12 protein-coding genes are annotated in these 16,509 nt (G+C 69.2%); 9 read left to right on the top strand and 3 right to left on the bottom strand.

What is annotated here, in order from left to right:
- Positions 1–126: 126 nt before the first annotated feature.
- Positions 127–4,077: a type VII secretion protein EccCa gene (eccCa, locus tag IE198_RS23650; protein WP_189889856.1), complete on the bottom strand. Its 3,951-nt coding sequence runs from the start codon at positions 4,075–4,077 to the stop codon at positions 127–129.
- 186 nt (positions 4,078–4,263) lie between these two features.
- Here eccCa and eccD point away from each other — a divergent pair, with 186 nt between their 5' ends.
- From eccD to IE198_RS23620, 6 genes are all read left to right on the top strand, one after another.
- Positions 4,264–5,742 (top strand): type VII secretion integral membrane protein EccD, encoded by a 1,479-nt coding sequence (gene eccD, locus IE198_RS23645; RefSeq protein WP_189889854.1) that lies wholly within the window; start codon positions 4,264–4,266, stop codon positions 5,740–5,742.
- A 178-nt stretch (positions 5,743–5,920) separates the two neighbouring features.
- A complete protein-coding gene (gene rpsO / locus IE198_RS23640; RefSeq protein WP_189889852.1) occupies positions 5,921–6,208 on the top strand; it encodes a 30S ribosomal protein S15 in 288 nt (95 codons plus the stop codon).
- A 299-nt stretch (positions 6,209–6,507) separates the two neighbouring features.
- The gene (locus IE198_RS23635) at positions 6,508–8,718 is read left to right on the top strand and encodes a polyribonucleotide nucleotidyltransferase (protein WP_189889850.1); all 2,211 of its coding nucleotides are present in this window, start codon (positions 6,508–6,510) and stop codon (positions 8,716–8,718) included.
- Positions 8,715–10,094, top strand: coding sequence for a M16 family metallopeptidase (locus IE198_RS23630; protein WP_189889848.1), 1,380 nt, complete (start codon positions 8,715–8,717; stop codon positions 10,092–10,094). The genes IE198_RS23635 and IE198_RS23630 overlap by 4 nt, the downstream gene beginning before the upstream one ends.
- Before the next feature lie 19 nt (positions 10,095–10,113).
- Positions 10,114–10,866, top strand: a complete 753-nt coding sequence (gene dapB, locus IE198_RS23625; protein WP_189889846.1) for a 4-hydroxy-tetrahydrodipicolinate reductase — start codon at positions 10,114–10,116, stop codon at positions 10,864–10,866.
- Between the two features lie 8 nt (positions 10,867–10,874).
- Positions 10,875–11,327 (top strand): tetratricopeptide repeat protein, encoded by a 453-nt coding sequence (locus IE198_RS23620; protein ID WP_189889844.1) that lies wholly within the window; start codon positions 10,875–10,877, stop codon positions 11,325–11,327.
- 18 nt (positions 11,328–11,345) lie between these two features.
- On the opposite strand, the gene IE198_RS23615 is transcribed toward IE198_RS23620, so the two are convergent.
- Positions 11,346–11,891: an SCO5741 family PH domain-containing membrane protein gene (locus IE198_RS23615; protein WP_189889841.1), complete on the bottom strand. Its 546-nt coding sequence runs from the start codon at positions 11,889–11,891 to the stop codon at positions 11,346–11,348.
- Between the two features lie 123 nt (positions 11,892–12,014).
- The gene (locus IE198_RS35500; RefSeq protein WP_100109486.1) at positions 12,015–12,254 is read right to left on the bottom strand and encodes a hypothetical protein; all 240 of its coding nucleotides are present in this window, start codon (positions 12,252–12,254) and stop codon (positions 12,015–12,017) included.
- 215 nt (positions 12,255–12,469) lie between these two features.
- Here IE198_RS35500 and thyX point away from each other — a divergent pair, with 215 nt between their 5' ends.
- The 3 genes from thyX (at position 12,470) to IE198_RS23600 (ending at position 16,179) form a co-directional block, all read left to right on the top strand.
- Entirely contained in the window at positions 12,470–13,210 is a 741-nt protein-coding gene (gene thyX / locus IE198_RS23610; RefSeq protein WP_189889839.1) for an FAD-dependent thymidylate synthase, read from the top strand.
- A 215-nt stretch (positions 13,211–13,425) separates the two neighbouring features.
- A complete protein-coding gene (dapA, locus tag IE198_RS23605; RefSeq protein ID WP_189889837.1) occupies positions 13,426–14,325 on the top strand; it encodes a 4-hydroxy-tetrahydrodipicolinate synthase in 900 nt (299 codons plus the stop codon).
- 168 nt (positions 14,326–14,493) lie between these two features.
- The gene (locus IE198_RS23600; protein WP_189889835.1) at positions 14,494–16,179 is read left to right on the top strand and encodes a ribonuclease J; all 1,686 of its coding nucleotides are present in this window, start codon (positions 14,494–14,496) and stop codon (positions 16,177–16,179) included.
- Positions 16,180–16,509 lie beyond the last annotated feature (330 nt).

Below are 16,509 nucleotides of genomic sequence, written 5' to 3'. Positions count from 1 at the left end.
CGGCGCGGTCCCTCCCATGGATGTCACCCAGCAGTTGCAGATGGTCACACTACTGCCTGGGCACGGCCGGTCTTGACGAGCGGCCGGGCACCGTGCATGGCGACCGTGGGTCGGCGGGATGTGCGACTACTGCCCCGGGTACCAGCCGATCTGCACCAGAGGGTTGCCCCTCTTGCGTGACACGAAGGTGCCCCGGCCCGGAGGCATCGGACGGGCCCGCACGTTGCCCATGATGTCCCCCTCGCCCGGGTTGCCGGAAAGTACGACACCCTGGGCGCCCAGTTCCTTCATGCGCTGCATGAACGGCTCGTACATGGCGCGGGACGCGCCTGCGGCGTTGCGCGCGACGATGAAGCGGACACCGACATCACGTGCGTAGGGCAGTTGCTCCGCCAGCGACGCCAGCGGGTTTCCCGAGTTGGTGGCGACCAGCTCGTAGTCGTCGATCACGACGAACAGCTGCGGGCCCGACCACCAGCTGCGGTCGCGCAGTTGCTGCGGCGTGATGTCCGGCTTCGGCGCACGCCGTTGCATCACGGTGGAGATCGCGTCCATGTGCATCTCCATGGCCGACGCCATCGGCGCGTACTCCAGCAGATGGGACGCCGGGACCGCCTCCAGCATGGTGCGCCGGTAGTCGCCCACCACGATGCGCGCCTCTTCCGGTGTGTACCGCTCACAGATCTGCTTGGCGACCAGCCGCAGCACATTGGTCTTCCCGGACTCGCTCTCGCCGAAGACCATGAGGAACGGGTCCGTCTCGAAGTCGACGAACACCGGTTCCAGGTTCGTCTCGTCGATGCCGATGGCGATGCCGTGCTGCGGGAATTCGAAGCCCTTCGGCAGCTGCTCCGCGGGCAGCCGGCGGGGCAGCAGCCGGACCGTCGGAGCCGCCGGTCCCGACCAGTGGCCCTTGACGGCCTGCACGAACGCCGCGGAGCCGTCGGCGAGATCACCGGCGCTGCTGACCGAGTCGATGCGCGGCAGCGCCGTCATGAAGTGCAGCTTCTCCGGGACCTGCCCGCGGCCCGGCACCCCGGCGGGGACGTTCGCCGCGACCTTGCGGTCGAACTCGGAGTCCATCACATCGCCCAGGCGCAGCTCGAGCCGGCCGAGCATCTGGTCCTTGAGGGCCGCGCGCACCTCCATGTAGCGGGCGGCGGTGATGACGACGTGGATGCCGTAACCGAGGCCCCGGGCCGCGATGTCCGAGACGATCGGCTCCAGCATCTCGTAGTCGTTCTTGAAACCGCCCCAGCCGTCGATGACCAGGAAGACGTCTCCCCAGGCCTCGCCCGGCAGTTCGCCGGCGGCCCGCTTGCGCCGGTACGTCTGTATCGAGTCGATGCCGGCTGCGCGGAAGAACTCCTCGCGCCGGTTCAGTACGCCCATCACCTCGGCGACGGCACGCCGCACCCGCTCCGGGTCGAGACGGGAGGCGATGCCGCCGACGTGCGGCAGGTCCGCGAGCGAGGCGAGACCGCCACCGCCGAAGTCCAGCCCGTAGAACTGCACTTCGCTCGGTGTGTGGGTCAGGGCGAAGGACGAGATCAGGGTACGCATCAGCGTCGACTTGCCGGACTGAGGACCACCGACGACCATCATGTGGCCCGCGGCACCCGAGAAGTCCCGGTACAGCACCTCACGCCGCTGCTCGAACGGCTTGTCGATCAGCCCCAGCGGGACGACCAGACCACCCGGCCGGGTGTACTCGGTGGCGGTCAGACCGCGATCCGCGGTCGGAGCGAGACCGGGCAGCAGCTGATCCAGGGTCGGTGCCTGGTCCAGCGGGGGCAGCCACACCTGATGCGCCGGCACGCCCTGGCCCTCCAGACGGCGCACGATCACATCGAGGACCGTGTCCGCGAGGGCGTCGTCCGAGGTGCTCGGCCCGGCGCTCGCGGACGGATCGGGAGCGGCGTACACGACCGGTACGGGCGCCGCGGTGAACACCGCGGGCCGCCGCTCGATGGGCAGCCGTCCCACCGACAGGTCCGGGCCGCCGGTGCGGTACGTACCGGAGACGTAGGCCGCCTTGAAACGGGTCATCTCGTCCGTACCGAACTTCAGGTAGCCGGAACCCGGCACCGAAGGGAGGTGGTACGCGTCGGGGACACCGATCGCCGTACGCGACTCGGCCGCCGAGAAGGTGCGCAGACCGATCCGGTACGACAGATACGTGTCCAGGCCGCGCAGCTTGCCCTCCTCCAGACGCTGGGAGGCGAGCAGCAGATGCACACCCAGCGAGCGGCCGATGCGGCCGATCTGAATGAACATGTCGATGAAGTCCGGCTTGGCGGTGAGGAGTTCGGAGAACTCGTCCAGCACCAGCACCAGCGAGGCGAGCGGCTCCAGGGCGGCGCCGGCCGCTCGTGCCTTCTCATAGTCGTGGATGTTGGCGTAGTTACCGGACTTGTGCAGCAGTTCCTGGCGGCGCTGCAGCTCACCGCGGATCGCGTCGCCCATGCGGTCGACCAGCGTCAGATCGTCCGACAGGTTGGTGATGACGGCCGCGACGTGCGGCATCTGCGACATTCCCGCGAACGTCGCACCACCCTTGAAGTCCGCGAGCACGAAGTTGAGCGTCTCGGAGGAGTGCGTCACGGCGAGTCCGAGCACCAGGGTGCGCAGCAGTTCCGACTTGCCGGAACCGGTCGCGCCGACGCACAGGCCGTGCGGGCCCATGCCCTCCTGAGCGGCCTCCTTGAGGTCCAGCATGACCGGCTGGCCGTCCTCGCCGACACCGATCGGGACCCGCAGCCGCTCGGCCACCGAACGGGGCCGCCAGGTGCGGGCAACGTCGATCCCGGCGGCGTCGCCGAGGTTCAGCAGATCGGTGAAGTCGAGGTTGGCGAGCAGCGGTTCGTCGTCGTCGCCACCGCCCATCCGCAGCGGGGCCAACTGCCGGGCCAGCGCCTCCGCGGCGGGCAGCGAGATGCCGTCGGGCACCCCCTCGTACGCCACTCGGGAACCCGACTCCAGCCTGAGCCGGCCGGGCCGTACCACTATGGACAGCCCGCCGCGCGGCTCGTCCAGATCCCCGGGGACGATCTCGACGATGGTGACGCCCTGCAGCCCCTCGGCCGCCGCGAACAACGAGTCCGGCGGCACCATCCCGCCGTCGAGGACCACCACGATGTGCGGCTGGTCCAGCACGGGTTGACTCTCGCGGCTGAACCGCGGCCGGCCGTCGAGCCGGCTGTGAATCAGCTGCTCCAGCTCCCCGAGGTCGTCGCCGAACAGGCGCTTGGTGCCCGCGCCGTCCACCTGGCCGGGAACCTGGGTGTGCGGCAGCCACTTCGTCCAGTCCCACCGGGTGACCGCGCCCGGCGCGGCCACCACCGCCAGCATCAGATCCTCGGGCGAGTGCAGCGTCACCAGTTGGGCGACGAGTGCACGGGCGGCGGACTGCGCCGACTCCGGCTCACCGGAGACGGTCACGTGGTAGAAGGCGCGCATCGAGACCGCCATCGGCAGTCCGTCCAACGAGCCGTGCGTCGCCAGGAACTGCTGCATCGCACCGGCCGCCAGCGGCTCCAGTTCGTCGACGGGCGCCGTGTCGGGTGCGACAAGCGGTGTCGCGAGCTGCTGGGCGCCGAGACCGACCCGGACCTGCGCGAAGTCCTTGTCGCCCACGCGCCGTTCCCACAGGCGTGACCCCTCGGCCACCACGGACCACAACTGCTCGGGGGAAGGGTGCAGATAGAGCTGTGCGTCACGCTGCTTGCGCGCCGTCTTGCGCACCGTGCGACGGGTCTGCGCGAGGTATTTGAGGTAGTCGCGACGGACATCGGCCATTTGCCCCTGCGTACCTCGTCGGTGTCTGACGACCTGTGCGATCACCATCGCCACCGTCGACACCAGCATCAGCACACCCATGATGCGCATGAACGGAGGCGCCTGCGGCGAGAAGAAGAAGACCACGGACGAGCCCATGCCGAGCACCGGCAGGACCTGCATCAGCATGCCCTCCTGCTGGCCGCGCGGCAGTTCCGGAGGCGCCTCCAGCATCAGTTCCTCGCTGGGAACTTCGGGCGGCAGGGACCTCGGCGGGCGTTTCACGACGATCTGGCTCACCGGAGCATCAATCCCTCGAGACGGACGGAAGAACGGATGGGCCCTTTCCGCCACCGACGTCCCCGGACCGGGTGATCGGCGCGCTCCCCTCCGCGCGACGGTGATCCTACTTGCAGACCGGTCCGGCGTGTCCCGGTAGGGTGGCGCGCGCATCGTGCGCAACCGCGAATCAGGGGGTCCACACACGTGAGTACGACCGCAGCGACCGGCTTCTGCCGCGTCACCGTCGTGGCGCCGGACAGCCGTATCGATGTCGCCCTCCCCGAGGACATCGCCGTCGCCGACGTCTACCCGGAGATCCTGCGCCTGACCGGCCAGACCCAGGCCGCGGGCACACCGACCGGGTACCACCTGGTCCGCCGGGACGGCACGGTCCTGGACGGTGCCCGCTCCCTGGCCGCCCAACAGGTGCTGGACGGCGAGGTGCTGAGCCTGCGCCCCTTCGGCGAGTCACTGCCTCCGGCCGTCTTCGACGACGTCTCCGACGCGGTGGCCTCCGCCGTGGTGCGTGACCGGCATCTGTGGAGCGACGACCTGCTGCGCGGGGCCGGACTCGTCGGCGGTGTGGTCCTGTTGGTCCTGATGGGCTTCGTGCTGTGGTTCGCCGATCCGGTCCGCCACGACATGCACAGCCTGCCCGGCATCATCGCGGGTGCCGCCGGTGTGCTCCTCACGGCGTTCGCGGGCGTACGGGCACGCGTCTACGCGGACCGTGCCACAGCCGTCGCCCTCGGACTCGGCGCGCTGCCGCTCCTGCTGATCGCGGGCTCCGGGATCATCGGACCGGACGCGGGCCAGGGGCCCGGCCGGCTCCAGTTCCTGCTCGGCTGTGTGACCGTGCTCATCGCCTCGGTGGCGCTCGTCGCCCTCACACCGAGCGGCGACGCCCCCTTCGTCGCGGCCACCTTCCTCGCCGTCACCGGCACCCTCGCCACCTTCGTCGCGATCACGACCGAGTCGTCCGCGACCGAAACGGCGGCAGTGGTCGTACCGGTCGCCATCGGCCTGGTCGCCTTCCTGCCCGGCCTCTCCGCCCGCTTCGCCCGACTGCCCATCGGCTATGCCGCGCCCCGCAGCGCCGGGGACGACTTCGACGGCGATGCCTACGCGGACCCCGACGTGACACCCGAGGCGGAGCCGGTCGACGCGGAGCGGATCGCGGCCCAGGCGCGCCGCGGCCACGAGATGCTGCTCGGCCTGGTCGGCGGCTGCGCCGCCGTCGTCGTCGGCTGCGCCGCCGTGCTCGGCTTCTCGAGCAACATCTGGGGCCAGCTGCTGGCCCTGGCCGCCGGCCTCGCGATGCTGCTGCGCGCCCGCCTCTTCCGCTACACCTCCCAGGTCGGCTGCGCCCTGGTCGCGGGCATCGCCGCCATCGCACTGCTCGTCCTCGGTCTCTCCCTGAACCCGCCGGTCGACCTGATGAAGGACTTGCTGATGTACGGGGACCGGGCCGGCCTGGACATCCGTACGATCTGGCTCACGACCGCGGTGGCCGCCGGCGCGGCGCTGATCACGGCGATCGGTCTCGTCATCCCGAAGAAGGGCCTCTCGCCCTTCTGGGGCCGCCTTCTCGACATCGCCGAAGGCGCGGTGCTCCTCTCCCTGGTCCCGCTCTGCCTGGCCGTGCTCGACGTCTACAACGCGGCCCGCTCGCTCACCAGCTAGCGGCCCCGGCCAGGGGGGCTCGAGCAGACTGGTACGCTGTGTGACGGCCGTCTGTGTACGCGTCCCCGGTGATCCGGGTGCACCGCCCATCGGCCCTCGCCTCCGAGTCACGGAAGCTCCCCTGAGACAGAGACCAGGGGCACTCGCGGGCGCATCGAATCACCATGAGGAGTACCGAGTGTCTCTCGACGCCGCTACGAAGAAGCAGATCATCGACGAGTTCGGCACCAAGGAGGGCGACACCGGTTCCCCCGAGGTCCAGGTAGCGATGCTCTCCCGTCGTATCTCGGACCTGACCGAGCACCTCAAGACCCACAAGCACGACCACCACTCCCGTCGTGGTCTGCTGATCCTGGTCGGCCAGCGTCGCCGCCTGCTGCAGTACCTGGCCAAGAAGGACATCCAGCGCTTCCGTGCGCTGGTCGACCGGCTCGGCATCCGCCGCGGTGCGGCCGGCGCCAAGTAGGACGCCGTGAAGGGAGCGGTTCCCCCGCCGAGGGAGCCGCTCCCTTTGCTTTACTCGCCGTACCAGCCGCACATGCTGCTGTACGTGCGCGATGTGCCCGAGGCCAATTAGTCTGGTCGCACAACGGCACAAGCCACGAGAAGCCGCCTCCTCGCCGCCGGTCCTCGGTAGTGGCCCCCGGACATCACCCCGGGTGCTTCGATCGAAGACCGGCCCGCACCCAAGGCGCGCTTCTCCACCACCGTCCCCGGCCACACGGGTCGGTCGGACGAAAAGACGATATGTAGGAGAAACCGCTGGTGGAGAACGAGACCCACTACGCCGAGGCCGTCATCGACAACGGCTCCTTCGGCACCCGCACCATCCGCTTCGAGACGGGCCGCCTGGCCAAGCAGGCCGCCGGTTCCGCTGTGGCGTACCTGGACGACGACACCATGGTGCTGTCGGCCACCACCGCTTCCAAGAAGCCCAAGGACCAGCTCGACTTCTTCCCCCTCACGGTGGACGTCGAGGAGCGCATGTACGCGGCCGGCAAGATCCCTGGCTCCTTCTTCCGTCGTGAGGGCCGGCCCTCCGAGGACGCGATCCTCACCTGCCGCCTGATCGACCGCCCGCTGCGGCCCTCCTTCAAGAAGGGCCTGCGCAACGAGATCCAGGTCGTCGAGACGATCATGGCTCTCAACCCCGACCACCTCTACGACGTGGTCGCCATCAACGCCGCCTCCTGCTCCACGCAGCTGGCCGGCCTGCCCTTCTCCGGCCCTATCGGCGGCACCCGTGTCGCGCTGATCCGCGGTCAGTGGGTCGCCTTCCCGACACACACCGAGCTCGAGGACGCCGTCTTCGACATGGTGGTCGCCGGCCGCGTCCTGGAGGACGGCGACGTCGCGATCATGATGGTCGAGGCCGAGGCCACCGAGCGGACGATCGAGCTCGTCAAGGGCGGCGCCGAGGCGCCGACCGAGGAGGTCGTCGCCGCCGGTCTCGAGGCCGCGAAGCCCTTCATCAAGGTCCTGTGCAAGGCGCAGTCGGACCTCGCCGCCAAGGCCGCCAAGCCCGTGGGCGAGTTCCCGATCTTCCTGGACTACGAGGACGACGTCCTCGAGGCGCTGAGCGCCGCGGTCAAGTCCGACCTGGCCCAGGCGCTCACCATCGCGGGCAAGCAGGAGCGCGAGACCGAGCTGGACCGCGTCAAGGCAGTCGCCGCAGAGAAGCTCCTCCCGGCCTTCGAGGGCCGCGAGAAGGAGATCTCCGCCGCCTACCGCTCGCTGACCAAGACCCTGGTGCGCGAGCGCGTCATCAAGGACAAGGTCCGCATCGACGGCCGTGGCGTCACGGACATCCGTACGCTCGCCGCCGAGGTCGAGGCCATCCCGCGGGTGCACGGCTCCGCGCTGTTCGAGCGTGGCGAGACCCAGATCCTGGGCGTCACCACCCTGAACATGCTCCGCATGGAGCAGCAGCTGGACACGCTCTCCCCGGTGACCCGCAAGCGCTACATGCACAACTACAACTTCCCGCCGTACTCCACCGGTGAGACCGGCCGCGTCGGCTCCCCGAAGCGCCGCGAGATCGGCCACGGCGCTCTCGCCGAGCGCGCTCTCGTGCCGGTGCTGCCGACGCGCGAGGAGTTCCCGTACGCCATCCGCCAGGTCTCCGAGGCGCTGGGCTCCAACGGCTCGACGTCCATGGGCTCGGTCTGCGCCTCCACCATGTCGCTGCTGAACGCCGGTGTGCCGCTGAAGGCCCCCGTCGCCGGTATCGCGATGGGCCTGATCTCCCAGGAGATCGACGGCGAGACCCACTACGTCACCCTCACCGACATCCTCGGTGCGGAGGACGCGTTCGGTGACATGGACTTCAAGGTCGCAGGCACCAAGACCTTCGTCACCGCGCTGCAGCTCGACACCAAGCTCGACGGCATCCCCGCCTCGGTCCTGGCCGCCGCGCTGAAGCAGGCCCGCGACGCCCGCCTCCACATCCTCGATGTGATGAACGAGGCCATCGACGTCCCGGACGAGATGTCCCCGAACGCCCCGCGGATCATCACCGTCAAGATCCCCGTGGACAAGATCGGTGAGGTCATCGGCCCCAAGGGCAAGATGATCAACCAGATCCAGGAGGACACCGGCGCCGACATCACGATCGAGGACGACGGCACCATCTACATCGGTGCCGCCGACGGCCCGGCCGCCGAGGCCGCCCGTGCCACGATCAACGGCATCGCCAACCCGACCATGCCGGAGGTCGGCGAGCGCTACCTGGGAACCGTCGTCAAGACGACGACCTTCGGTGCGTTCGTGTCCCTGCTCCCGGGCAAGGACGGCCTGCTGCACATCTCGCAGATCCGCAAGCTCGCCGGCGGCAAGCGCGTGGAGAACGTCGAGGACGTGCTGGCCGTGGGCTCCAAGGTCCAGGTCGAGATCGCCGAGATCGACTCCCGCGGCAAGCTCTCCCTGATCCCCGTGGTCGAGGGCGAGGACGAGGCGAAGGACGACACCGACAAGTGACGTCCCGTAGTTCGCAGGCGACGGCCCGCACCTCCTCGGAGGCGCGGGCCGTCGCCCGTACCCAAACCCTGCTCAAGGGCAAGGACGGCATCGGCACCGTCCGGCGCACCACCCTCCCCGGCGGGCTGCGTGTCGTCACGGAGGCCCTGCCGTCCGTGCGGTCCGCCACCTTCGGCATCTGGGCGCACGTCGGCTCGCGCGACGAGACGCCCTCGCTCGGCGGCGCCACCCACTATCTCGAGCACCTCCTGTTCAAGGGCACGAAGAAGCGTTCCGCACTCGACATCTCCGCCGCCCTCGACGCGGTCGGCGGCGAGATGAACGCCTTCACGGCCAAGGAGTACACCTGCTACTACGCGCGGGTGCTCGACACCGACCTGCCGCTCGCCATCGACGTGGTGTGCGACATGCTCACCGGCTCACTGATCCTGCAGGAGGACGTCGACGCCGAGCGCGGCGTCATCCTCGAAGAGATCGCCATGACCGAGGACGATCCCGGCGACTGTGTGCACGACCTGTTTGCGCACACCATGTTCGGCGACACCCCCCTGGGCCGCCCGGTCCTCGGCACCGTCGACACGGTGAACGCCCTGACGGCGGACCGGATCAGGCGCTTCTACAAGAAGCACTACGACCCGACCCACCTGGTCGTCGCCGCGGCGGGCAACATCGACCACGCCACGGTCGTACGCCAGGTGCGCCGCGCCTTCGAGAAGGCCGGCGCGCTGTCCCGTACGGACGCCGTCCCGACTCCTCCCCGCGACGGGAGCCGCGCCCTGCGCACCGCGGGCAAGGTCGACCTGCTCAGCCGCCGGACCGAGCAGGCGCACGTCGTGCTCGGCATGCCGGGCCTCGCCCGTACCGACGACCGCCGCTGGGCCCTCGGCGTGCTGAACACCGCCCTTGGCGGCGGTATGTCCTCACGTCTCTTCCAGGAGGTACGGGAGAAGCGCGGGCTCGCCTACAGCGTGTACTCGTACACCTCCAGCTTCGCGGACACCGGCCTGTTCGGCGTGTACGCGGGCTGCCGGCCCAACCAGGTCCACGACGTGCTCAAGATCTGCCGCAGTGAGCTCGACCGGGTGGCCTCCGAGGGGCTGTCCGACGAGGAGATCCGCCGCGCCGTCGGCCAGCTCTCCGGCTCCACGGTTCTGGGCCTGGAGGACACGGGCGCGCTGATGAACCGCATCGGCAAGAGCGAGTTGTGCTGGGGCTCCCAGATGTCGGTCGACGAGATGCTCGCCCGGATATCCGCCGTCACGCCCGACGAGGTGCGCGCGGTGGCCGCGGACGTACTGGGACAGCGCCCGTCGCTGTCGGTCATCGGCCCGCTCAAGGACAAGCAGGCGGACCGCCTCCATGAAGCGGTCTCCTAACCCTTAAGGAAACGAAGCGATGAGCAAGCTGCGCGTGGCCGTACTCGGTGCCAAGGGCCGTATCGGCTCCGAAGCCGTACGAGCGGTCGAGGCCGCCGACGACATGGAACTGGTCGCGGCGCTCGGCCGCGGCGACAAGCTGGAGACCCTCGTGGAGTCCGGCACCCAGGTCGTCGTCGAGCTGACCACCCCGGCGTCCGTCATGGGCAATCTGGACTTCTGCGTACGCCGCGGGATGCACGCCGTCGTCGGCACCACGGGGTGGACCGACGACCGGCTCGCGCAGCTGAACACCTCGCTCGCGGCCTCCCCGGAGACCGGGGTGCTCATCGCCCCCAACTTCTCCATCGGCGCGGTCCTCACCATGAAGTTCGCTCAGCAGGCCGCCCGTTACTACGAGTCGGTCGAGGTCGTCGAGCTGCACCACCCGAACAAGGCGGATGCCCCCTCCGGCACCGCGACCCGCACGGCCCAGCTCATCGCGGCGGCGCGTGCCGAGGCCGGCTGCGCGCCGCAGCCCGACGCCACGGTCACCGCCCTGGACGGCGCGCGGGGCGCGGACGTCGACGGGATCCCGGTGCACGCGGTGCGGCTGCGCGGCCTGCTGGCTCATCAGGAGGTGCTGCTCGGCGGTGAGGGCGAGACGCTCACCATCCGCCACGACTCCCTGCACCACAGCAGCTTCATGCCCGGCATCCTGCTCGGCGTGCGCCGTGTCGTATCTGCTCCCGGCCTCACGTTCGGCCTGGAGAACTTCCTCGACCTCGGCTGAAGCGGACCATGCGCGCAAAGATCACGTACTTCCTCACGGCTGCCGTCCTGGTCGTCTACTTCGTCCTGGTCGGCAGCCGGGGTGTGATGCTGCTGAAACAGGGCACCGCGCTCACCGTCATGTTCGGGGTCGCGGTGCTGATCCTGCCGGTGATCGGTGCCTGGTTCCTGTGGAAGAACACCCAGTTCGTCAGCCGGGCCAACCGACTGGCCGCGGAACTGGAGGCGGAAGGCGGACTGCCGGCCGACGAGCTGGTCCGCACGCCCGGCGGACGCATCGACCGCGACTCCGCGGACGCCGTGTTCGCCAAGCGACGTGCGGAGACGGAGGATTCACCGGACGACTGGCGCTGCTGGTTCCGGCTGGCCGTCGCCTATCACGACGCGCGGGACACACCGCGGGCCCGGCGGGCCATGCAGCGGGCGATCGCCCTGCACGACGGCCGGTCCGTCCCGAGCTGACGCCGTACCGGGCCGGTGTCAGCCGGTGCGGTACTCGGCGCCCCACGCCTCGACCGTGTCCGCGGCGCGGTCGAAGGCCTCGGGGCGCGACAGGAAGTCGGCGTTGTGGTCGGTGAGCAGCGTGAGGGGCTCACCCTGCCGGGCGACCACCAACGCCTGCCCCTGCACCGTGCGGGGCATGCCGAGCCAGCGCACCGGCTGCTGCACCGTGCGCAGCTGGGCGGTACGGCGCCACGGGATCGTGCTGGTCGAGAAGAAGGCCACGCGCCGCAGGCCGTGCCCGCTGACCCAGACGCCCATGCGCAGCAGCCTCAGCGCCGCCGCGATCACGACGAGACCGAGCAGGAAACACGCCCCGGCACCGGACAGGGCCCCGGCGAAGGCGGTGATCACTGCCGCGATCAGCACGAACGAGGCGAGCAACAACAGCAGGGCAGCGGCCCCCACCCGCCACGGCCCGGGGCGGTACGGACGCCGCCACTGGTCGCGATCGTCGAAAGGCAGTGCGACGTCGTCCGCTTGCGTGTCAAAAGCACGGTCGGCCGTCAGAAAGGGCAGGGGCACGACTGATCCTCACTCACCGGCACACTCGGTTGGGCTGTGCCCGGGTGAGGCTACCGAGGCCGCCGGACGTGGACCACCCCAGGGGGGCCATGGGGGTGCCTTCCGTGTCGTCGGGCGGCGGCGTCAGCGGTTTCGTGACGCTTCGGACTTCTGGGAATGAGCCGGCGTCCGGTCCGTCTCCAGGGCGGGAAGCCCGAAGAGCAGGGACCCGACCAGCCCGCCGACGACGGTCAGCCCGACGAGCGCCCGGCCCGCGAGCTGTGAACGGCTGGGACGGACGCGCGGCGGGGGAGTGACATTACTGCGGAAGGCGTCGGCCTCTGCGACGAATGCGAAAGGGACGGCTTCTCGCCGGAGGAACATCGGGGACTCTCCAAGGAACTCGTGAGGAAGGCTGCGTCATCGACGCTGTGTGGTTGAACACTGCTACTGGTACAGACGAAAGCAAGGGTCATTTGGTGCCCGAATTCCCCGAATTGACCAAAGGACACCTCCAGCGGCCGTCGTGGTCGGCGCTGTCGGTGCCGCGCCGTAGAGTGGGCGCCGCCCCGAGCGATGCAACTGGAAGGACCCCGCCGGTGAGTGAGACCCCCGCAGAGATGGCCGAGCCCAGCTTCCGCAGCGACGTGACCGTCGAGCTGGTGAAGCACACCGCCGGAGACTCCGACGTGCTGTGGGCCGCCCGCGTCTCCACCGCGGGCGAGCAGTCGCTGGAGGAGCTCTCGAAGGACCCGGACCGCTCGAAGGGCCTCATCAACTTCCTGATGCGGGACCGGCACGGCAGCCCCTTCGAGCACAACTCGATGACGTTCTTCATCAGCGCCCCCATCTTCGTCTTCCGCGAGTTCATGCGGCACCGCGCCGGCTGGTCGTACAACGAGGAGTCCGGCCGCTACCGCCGTCTGGAGCCGGTCTTCTACATCCCGGACGCCGAGCGCAAGCTCGTCCAGGAGGGCCGCCCCGGCAAGTACGTGTTCGTCGAGGGCACCCAGGCCCAGCAGGAGCTGACCGGCCGGGTGATGGTCGACTCCTACCGCCAGGCCTACGAGGCGTACGTGGAGATGCTCGACGCGGGCGTCGCGCGTGAGGTCGCCCGGTCCGTCCTTCCGGTCGGCATGTACTCCTCGATGTACGCCACATGCAACGCACGCTCGCTGATGCACTTCCTCGGTCTGCGCACCCAGCACGAGCAGGCGAAGGTGCCGTCCTTCCCACAGCGTGAGATCGAGATGGTCGGCGAGAAGATGGAGCAGCACTGGGCCAAGCTCATGCCGCTCACGTACGCCGCCTTCAACGCCAACGGGCGCATCGCCCCATAAGGCACACAGGGGCACCGGCCAGGCAGGGCACAGATGTGCGGCAGGCGCAGCGAAGTGTCCGTATTGCGGCGTTTCGAGAAGTTCATCTAGGCTGATCAAACGGACCCGGCACTGCTTGAACCCCCGAGCAGGCAGTGCCGGGCTCCGCATGCCACGTCGTACCTCACGCCACCCAAGGGGACCCCCGGCGCTGAGCAGCGAGTAGCGTGTTACCCATGGCTCCGATCTCCACTCCGCAGACCCCCTTCGGGCGGGTCCTCACCGCCATGGTCACGCCGTTCGCGGCGGACGGCGCACTTGACCTCGCAGGCGCCCAGCAACTGGCCGCCCATCTGGTGGACGCAGGCAACGACGGCCTGATCGTCAACGGCACCACCGGCGAGTCGCCCACCACCAGCGACGCGGAGAAAGACCAGCTCGTACGGGCAGTGCTGGAAGCGGTAGGAGACCGGGCACATGTCGTCGCCGGAATCGGCACCAACGACACCCACCACAGCATCGAGCTCGCCCGCGCCGCCGAGCGCGCCGGCGCACACGGCCTGCTCGCCGTGACGCCGTACTACAACAAGCCCCCTCAGGAGGGCCTGTTCCGGCACTTCACGGCCATCGCCGACGCGACCGGTCTGCCCGTGATGCTCTACGACATCCCCGGCCGCAGTGGTGTACCGATCGACACCGAGACGATCGTCCGGCTGGCCGACCACCCGCGGATCGTCGCCAACAAGGACGCCAAGGGCGACCTCGGCCGCGCCAGCTGGGCCATCGCCCGCAGCGGCCTCGCCTGGTACTCCGGCGACGACATGCTCAACCTGCCGCTGCTCTCCGTCGGCGCCTGCGGCTTCGTTTCCGTCGTGGGCCACGTCGTCACCCCGGAACTGCGCGCCCTGCTCGACGCCCACCGGGGCGGGGACGTCGAGAAGGCCACGGAGATCCACCAGAAGCTGCTCCCGGTGTTCACCGGCATGTTCCGCACCCAGGGCGTCATCACCACCAAGGCGGCACTGACCCTCCAGGGCCTGCCGGCAGGTCCGCTGCGGCTGCCCCTCGTCGAGCTCTCCCCGGAAGAAACCGCACAGCTCAAGCTCGACCTGGCGGCCGGCGGGGTACAGCTCTGAACAGACTTCACAACTGAATAGGCGAAGAACCGGCCGGCGAGACCGCCCCGGGCCGACCCACCGCGGTCGGCCGACGGACCCGGCTGTACACAGACAACAGCAAGTGCATGAATGTCATGTACGCCACGTGCCCCAGCGGTAGGTGGCGTACATGGTGAGGAGAGTCTTTTGAGTCATCCGCATCCTGAACTCGGCGCGCCGCCCAAGCTGCCGAAGGGCGGCCTGCGCGTCACCCCGCTCGGCGGTCTCGGCGAGATCGGCCGCAACATGACCGTCTTCGAGTACGACGGCCGGCTGCTGATCGTCGACTGCGGCGTCCTCTTCCCCGAGGAGGAGCAGCCCGGCATCGACCTGATCCTGCCGGACTTCACCACCATCAGGGACCGCCTCGACGACGTCGACGGCATCGTGCTCACGCACGGCCACGAGGACCACATCGGCGGCGTCCCGTACCTGCTCCGGCTGAAGCCGGACATCCCGCTGATCGGCTCCAAGCTGACCCTCGCTCTGATCGAGGCCAAGCTCCAGGAACACCGCATCCGCCCGTACACCCTCCAGGTGGCCGAGGGCCAACGTGAGCGCATCGGCCCCTTCGACTGCGAGTTCATCGCGGTCAACCACTCGATCCCGGACGCGCTGGCCGTCGCCATCCGCACCCCGGCGGGCATGGCGGTCCACACCGGCGACTTCAAGATGGACCAGCTGCCGCTGGACCGGCGCCTCACCGACCTGCACGCCTTCGCGCGGCTGAGCGAAGAGGGCATCGACCTCCTGCTCTCGGACTCGACGAACGCCGAGGTGCCGGGCTTCGTGCCGCCCGAGCGCGACATCTCCAACGTGCTGCGCACCGTCTTCGCGAACGCCCAGAAGCGCATCATCGTGGCCAGCTTCGCCAGCCACGTCCACCGCATCCAGCAGATCCTCGACGCCGCCCACGAGTACGGAAGGCGTGTCGCCTTCGTGGGGCGTTCGATGGTCCGCAACATGGGCATCGCCCGTGACCTGGGCTACCTCCGTGTCCCGGCCGGACTCGTCGTGGACGTCAAGACGCTCGACGATCTGCCCGACCACGAGGTCGTGCTCGTCTGCACCGGTTCCCAGGGTGAGCCGATGGCCGCCCTCTCCCGGATGGCCAACCGCGACCACCAGATCCGGATCGTGCAGGGCGACACGGTCATCCTGGCTTCCTCCCTCATCCCGGGCAACGAGAACGCGGTGTACCGCGTGATCAACGGTCTCACCCGGTGGGGCGCCAACGTCGTCCACAAGGGCAACGCCAAGGTGCACGTCTCGGGCCACGCGTCGGCCGGCGAGCTGCTGTACTTCTACAACATCTGCAAGCCGAAGAACCTGATGCCGGTCCACGGCGAGTGGCGCCATCTGCGCGCCAACGCGGAGCTCGGCGCTCTGACAGGTGTCCCCAAGGACCACATCGTGATCGCCGAGGACGGCGTGGTCGTCGACCTCGTCGACGGCAAGGCCAAGATCGTCGGCAAGGTCCAGGCCGGTTATGTGTACGTCGACGGCCTGTCCGTCGGAGACGTCACCGAGCCCGCGCTCAAGGACCGCCGGATCCTCGGGGAGGAAGGCATCATCTCCGTCTTCCTCGTCGTCGACAGCACGACCGGCAAGGTCCTGGGCGGACCCAACATCCATGCGAGGGGGTCCGGTATCGAGGACGCGGCGTTCTCGGGCGTCATGCCCAAGATCGAAGACGCGATCGCCAGGGCGGCCTCGGACGGCGTCGCAGAGCCGCACCAGCTGCAGCAGCTCGTCCGCCGCACGGTGGGCAAGTGGGTCTCAGACACCTACCGCCGGCGTCCGATGATCCTTCCGGTCGTCGTCGAGGTCTGACGCGGCGTCGGACAGCGCGTCCGAGGGCGCCAACACCGGAGCGGGGCCCCCGATTTGCATCGGGGCGCCCCGCTCCAGTACGTTTACGGCTCCGCCTGGACGGGAACCCCCCACACTCATGTGTGCTTCGTGGTGCCCGGAGGGGGCGGGGAATTCCGACTCAGAACCTCTGATAAAGTCGGAGTCGCCGGAAAGGGAAACGCGAAAGCGGAGAACTGAAAGGCAAGCAAAATCCCGTCGGCCGGGAATCGGACACGAAAGAGTCTGGTAGAGTCGGAAACGCAAGACCGAAGGGAAGCGCCCGGAGGAAAGCCCGCGAGGGTGAGTACA

Source organism: Streptomyces xantholiticus (assembly GCF_014651015.1).
GTDB lineage: Bacteria > Actinomycetota > Actinomycetes > Streptomycetales > Streptomycetaceae > Streptomyces > Streptomyces xantholiticus.
The sequence above is the reverse complement of the archived record's forward strand: the minus strand, read 5'-3'. Positions and strand labels throughout refer to the sequence as shown.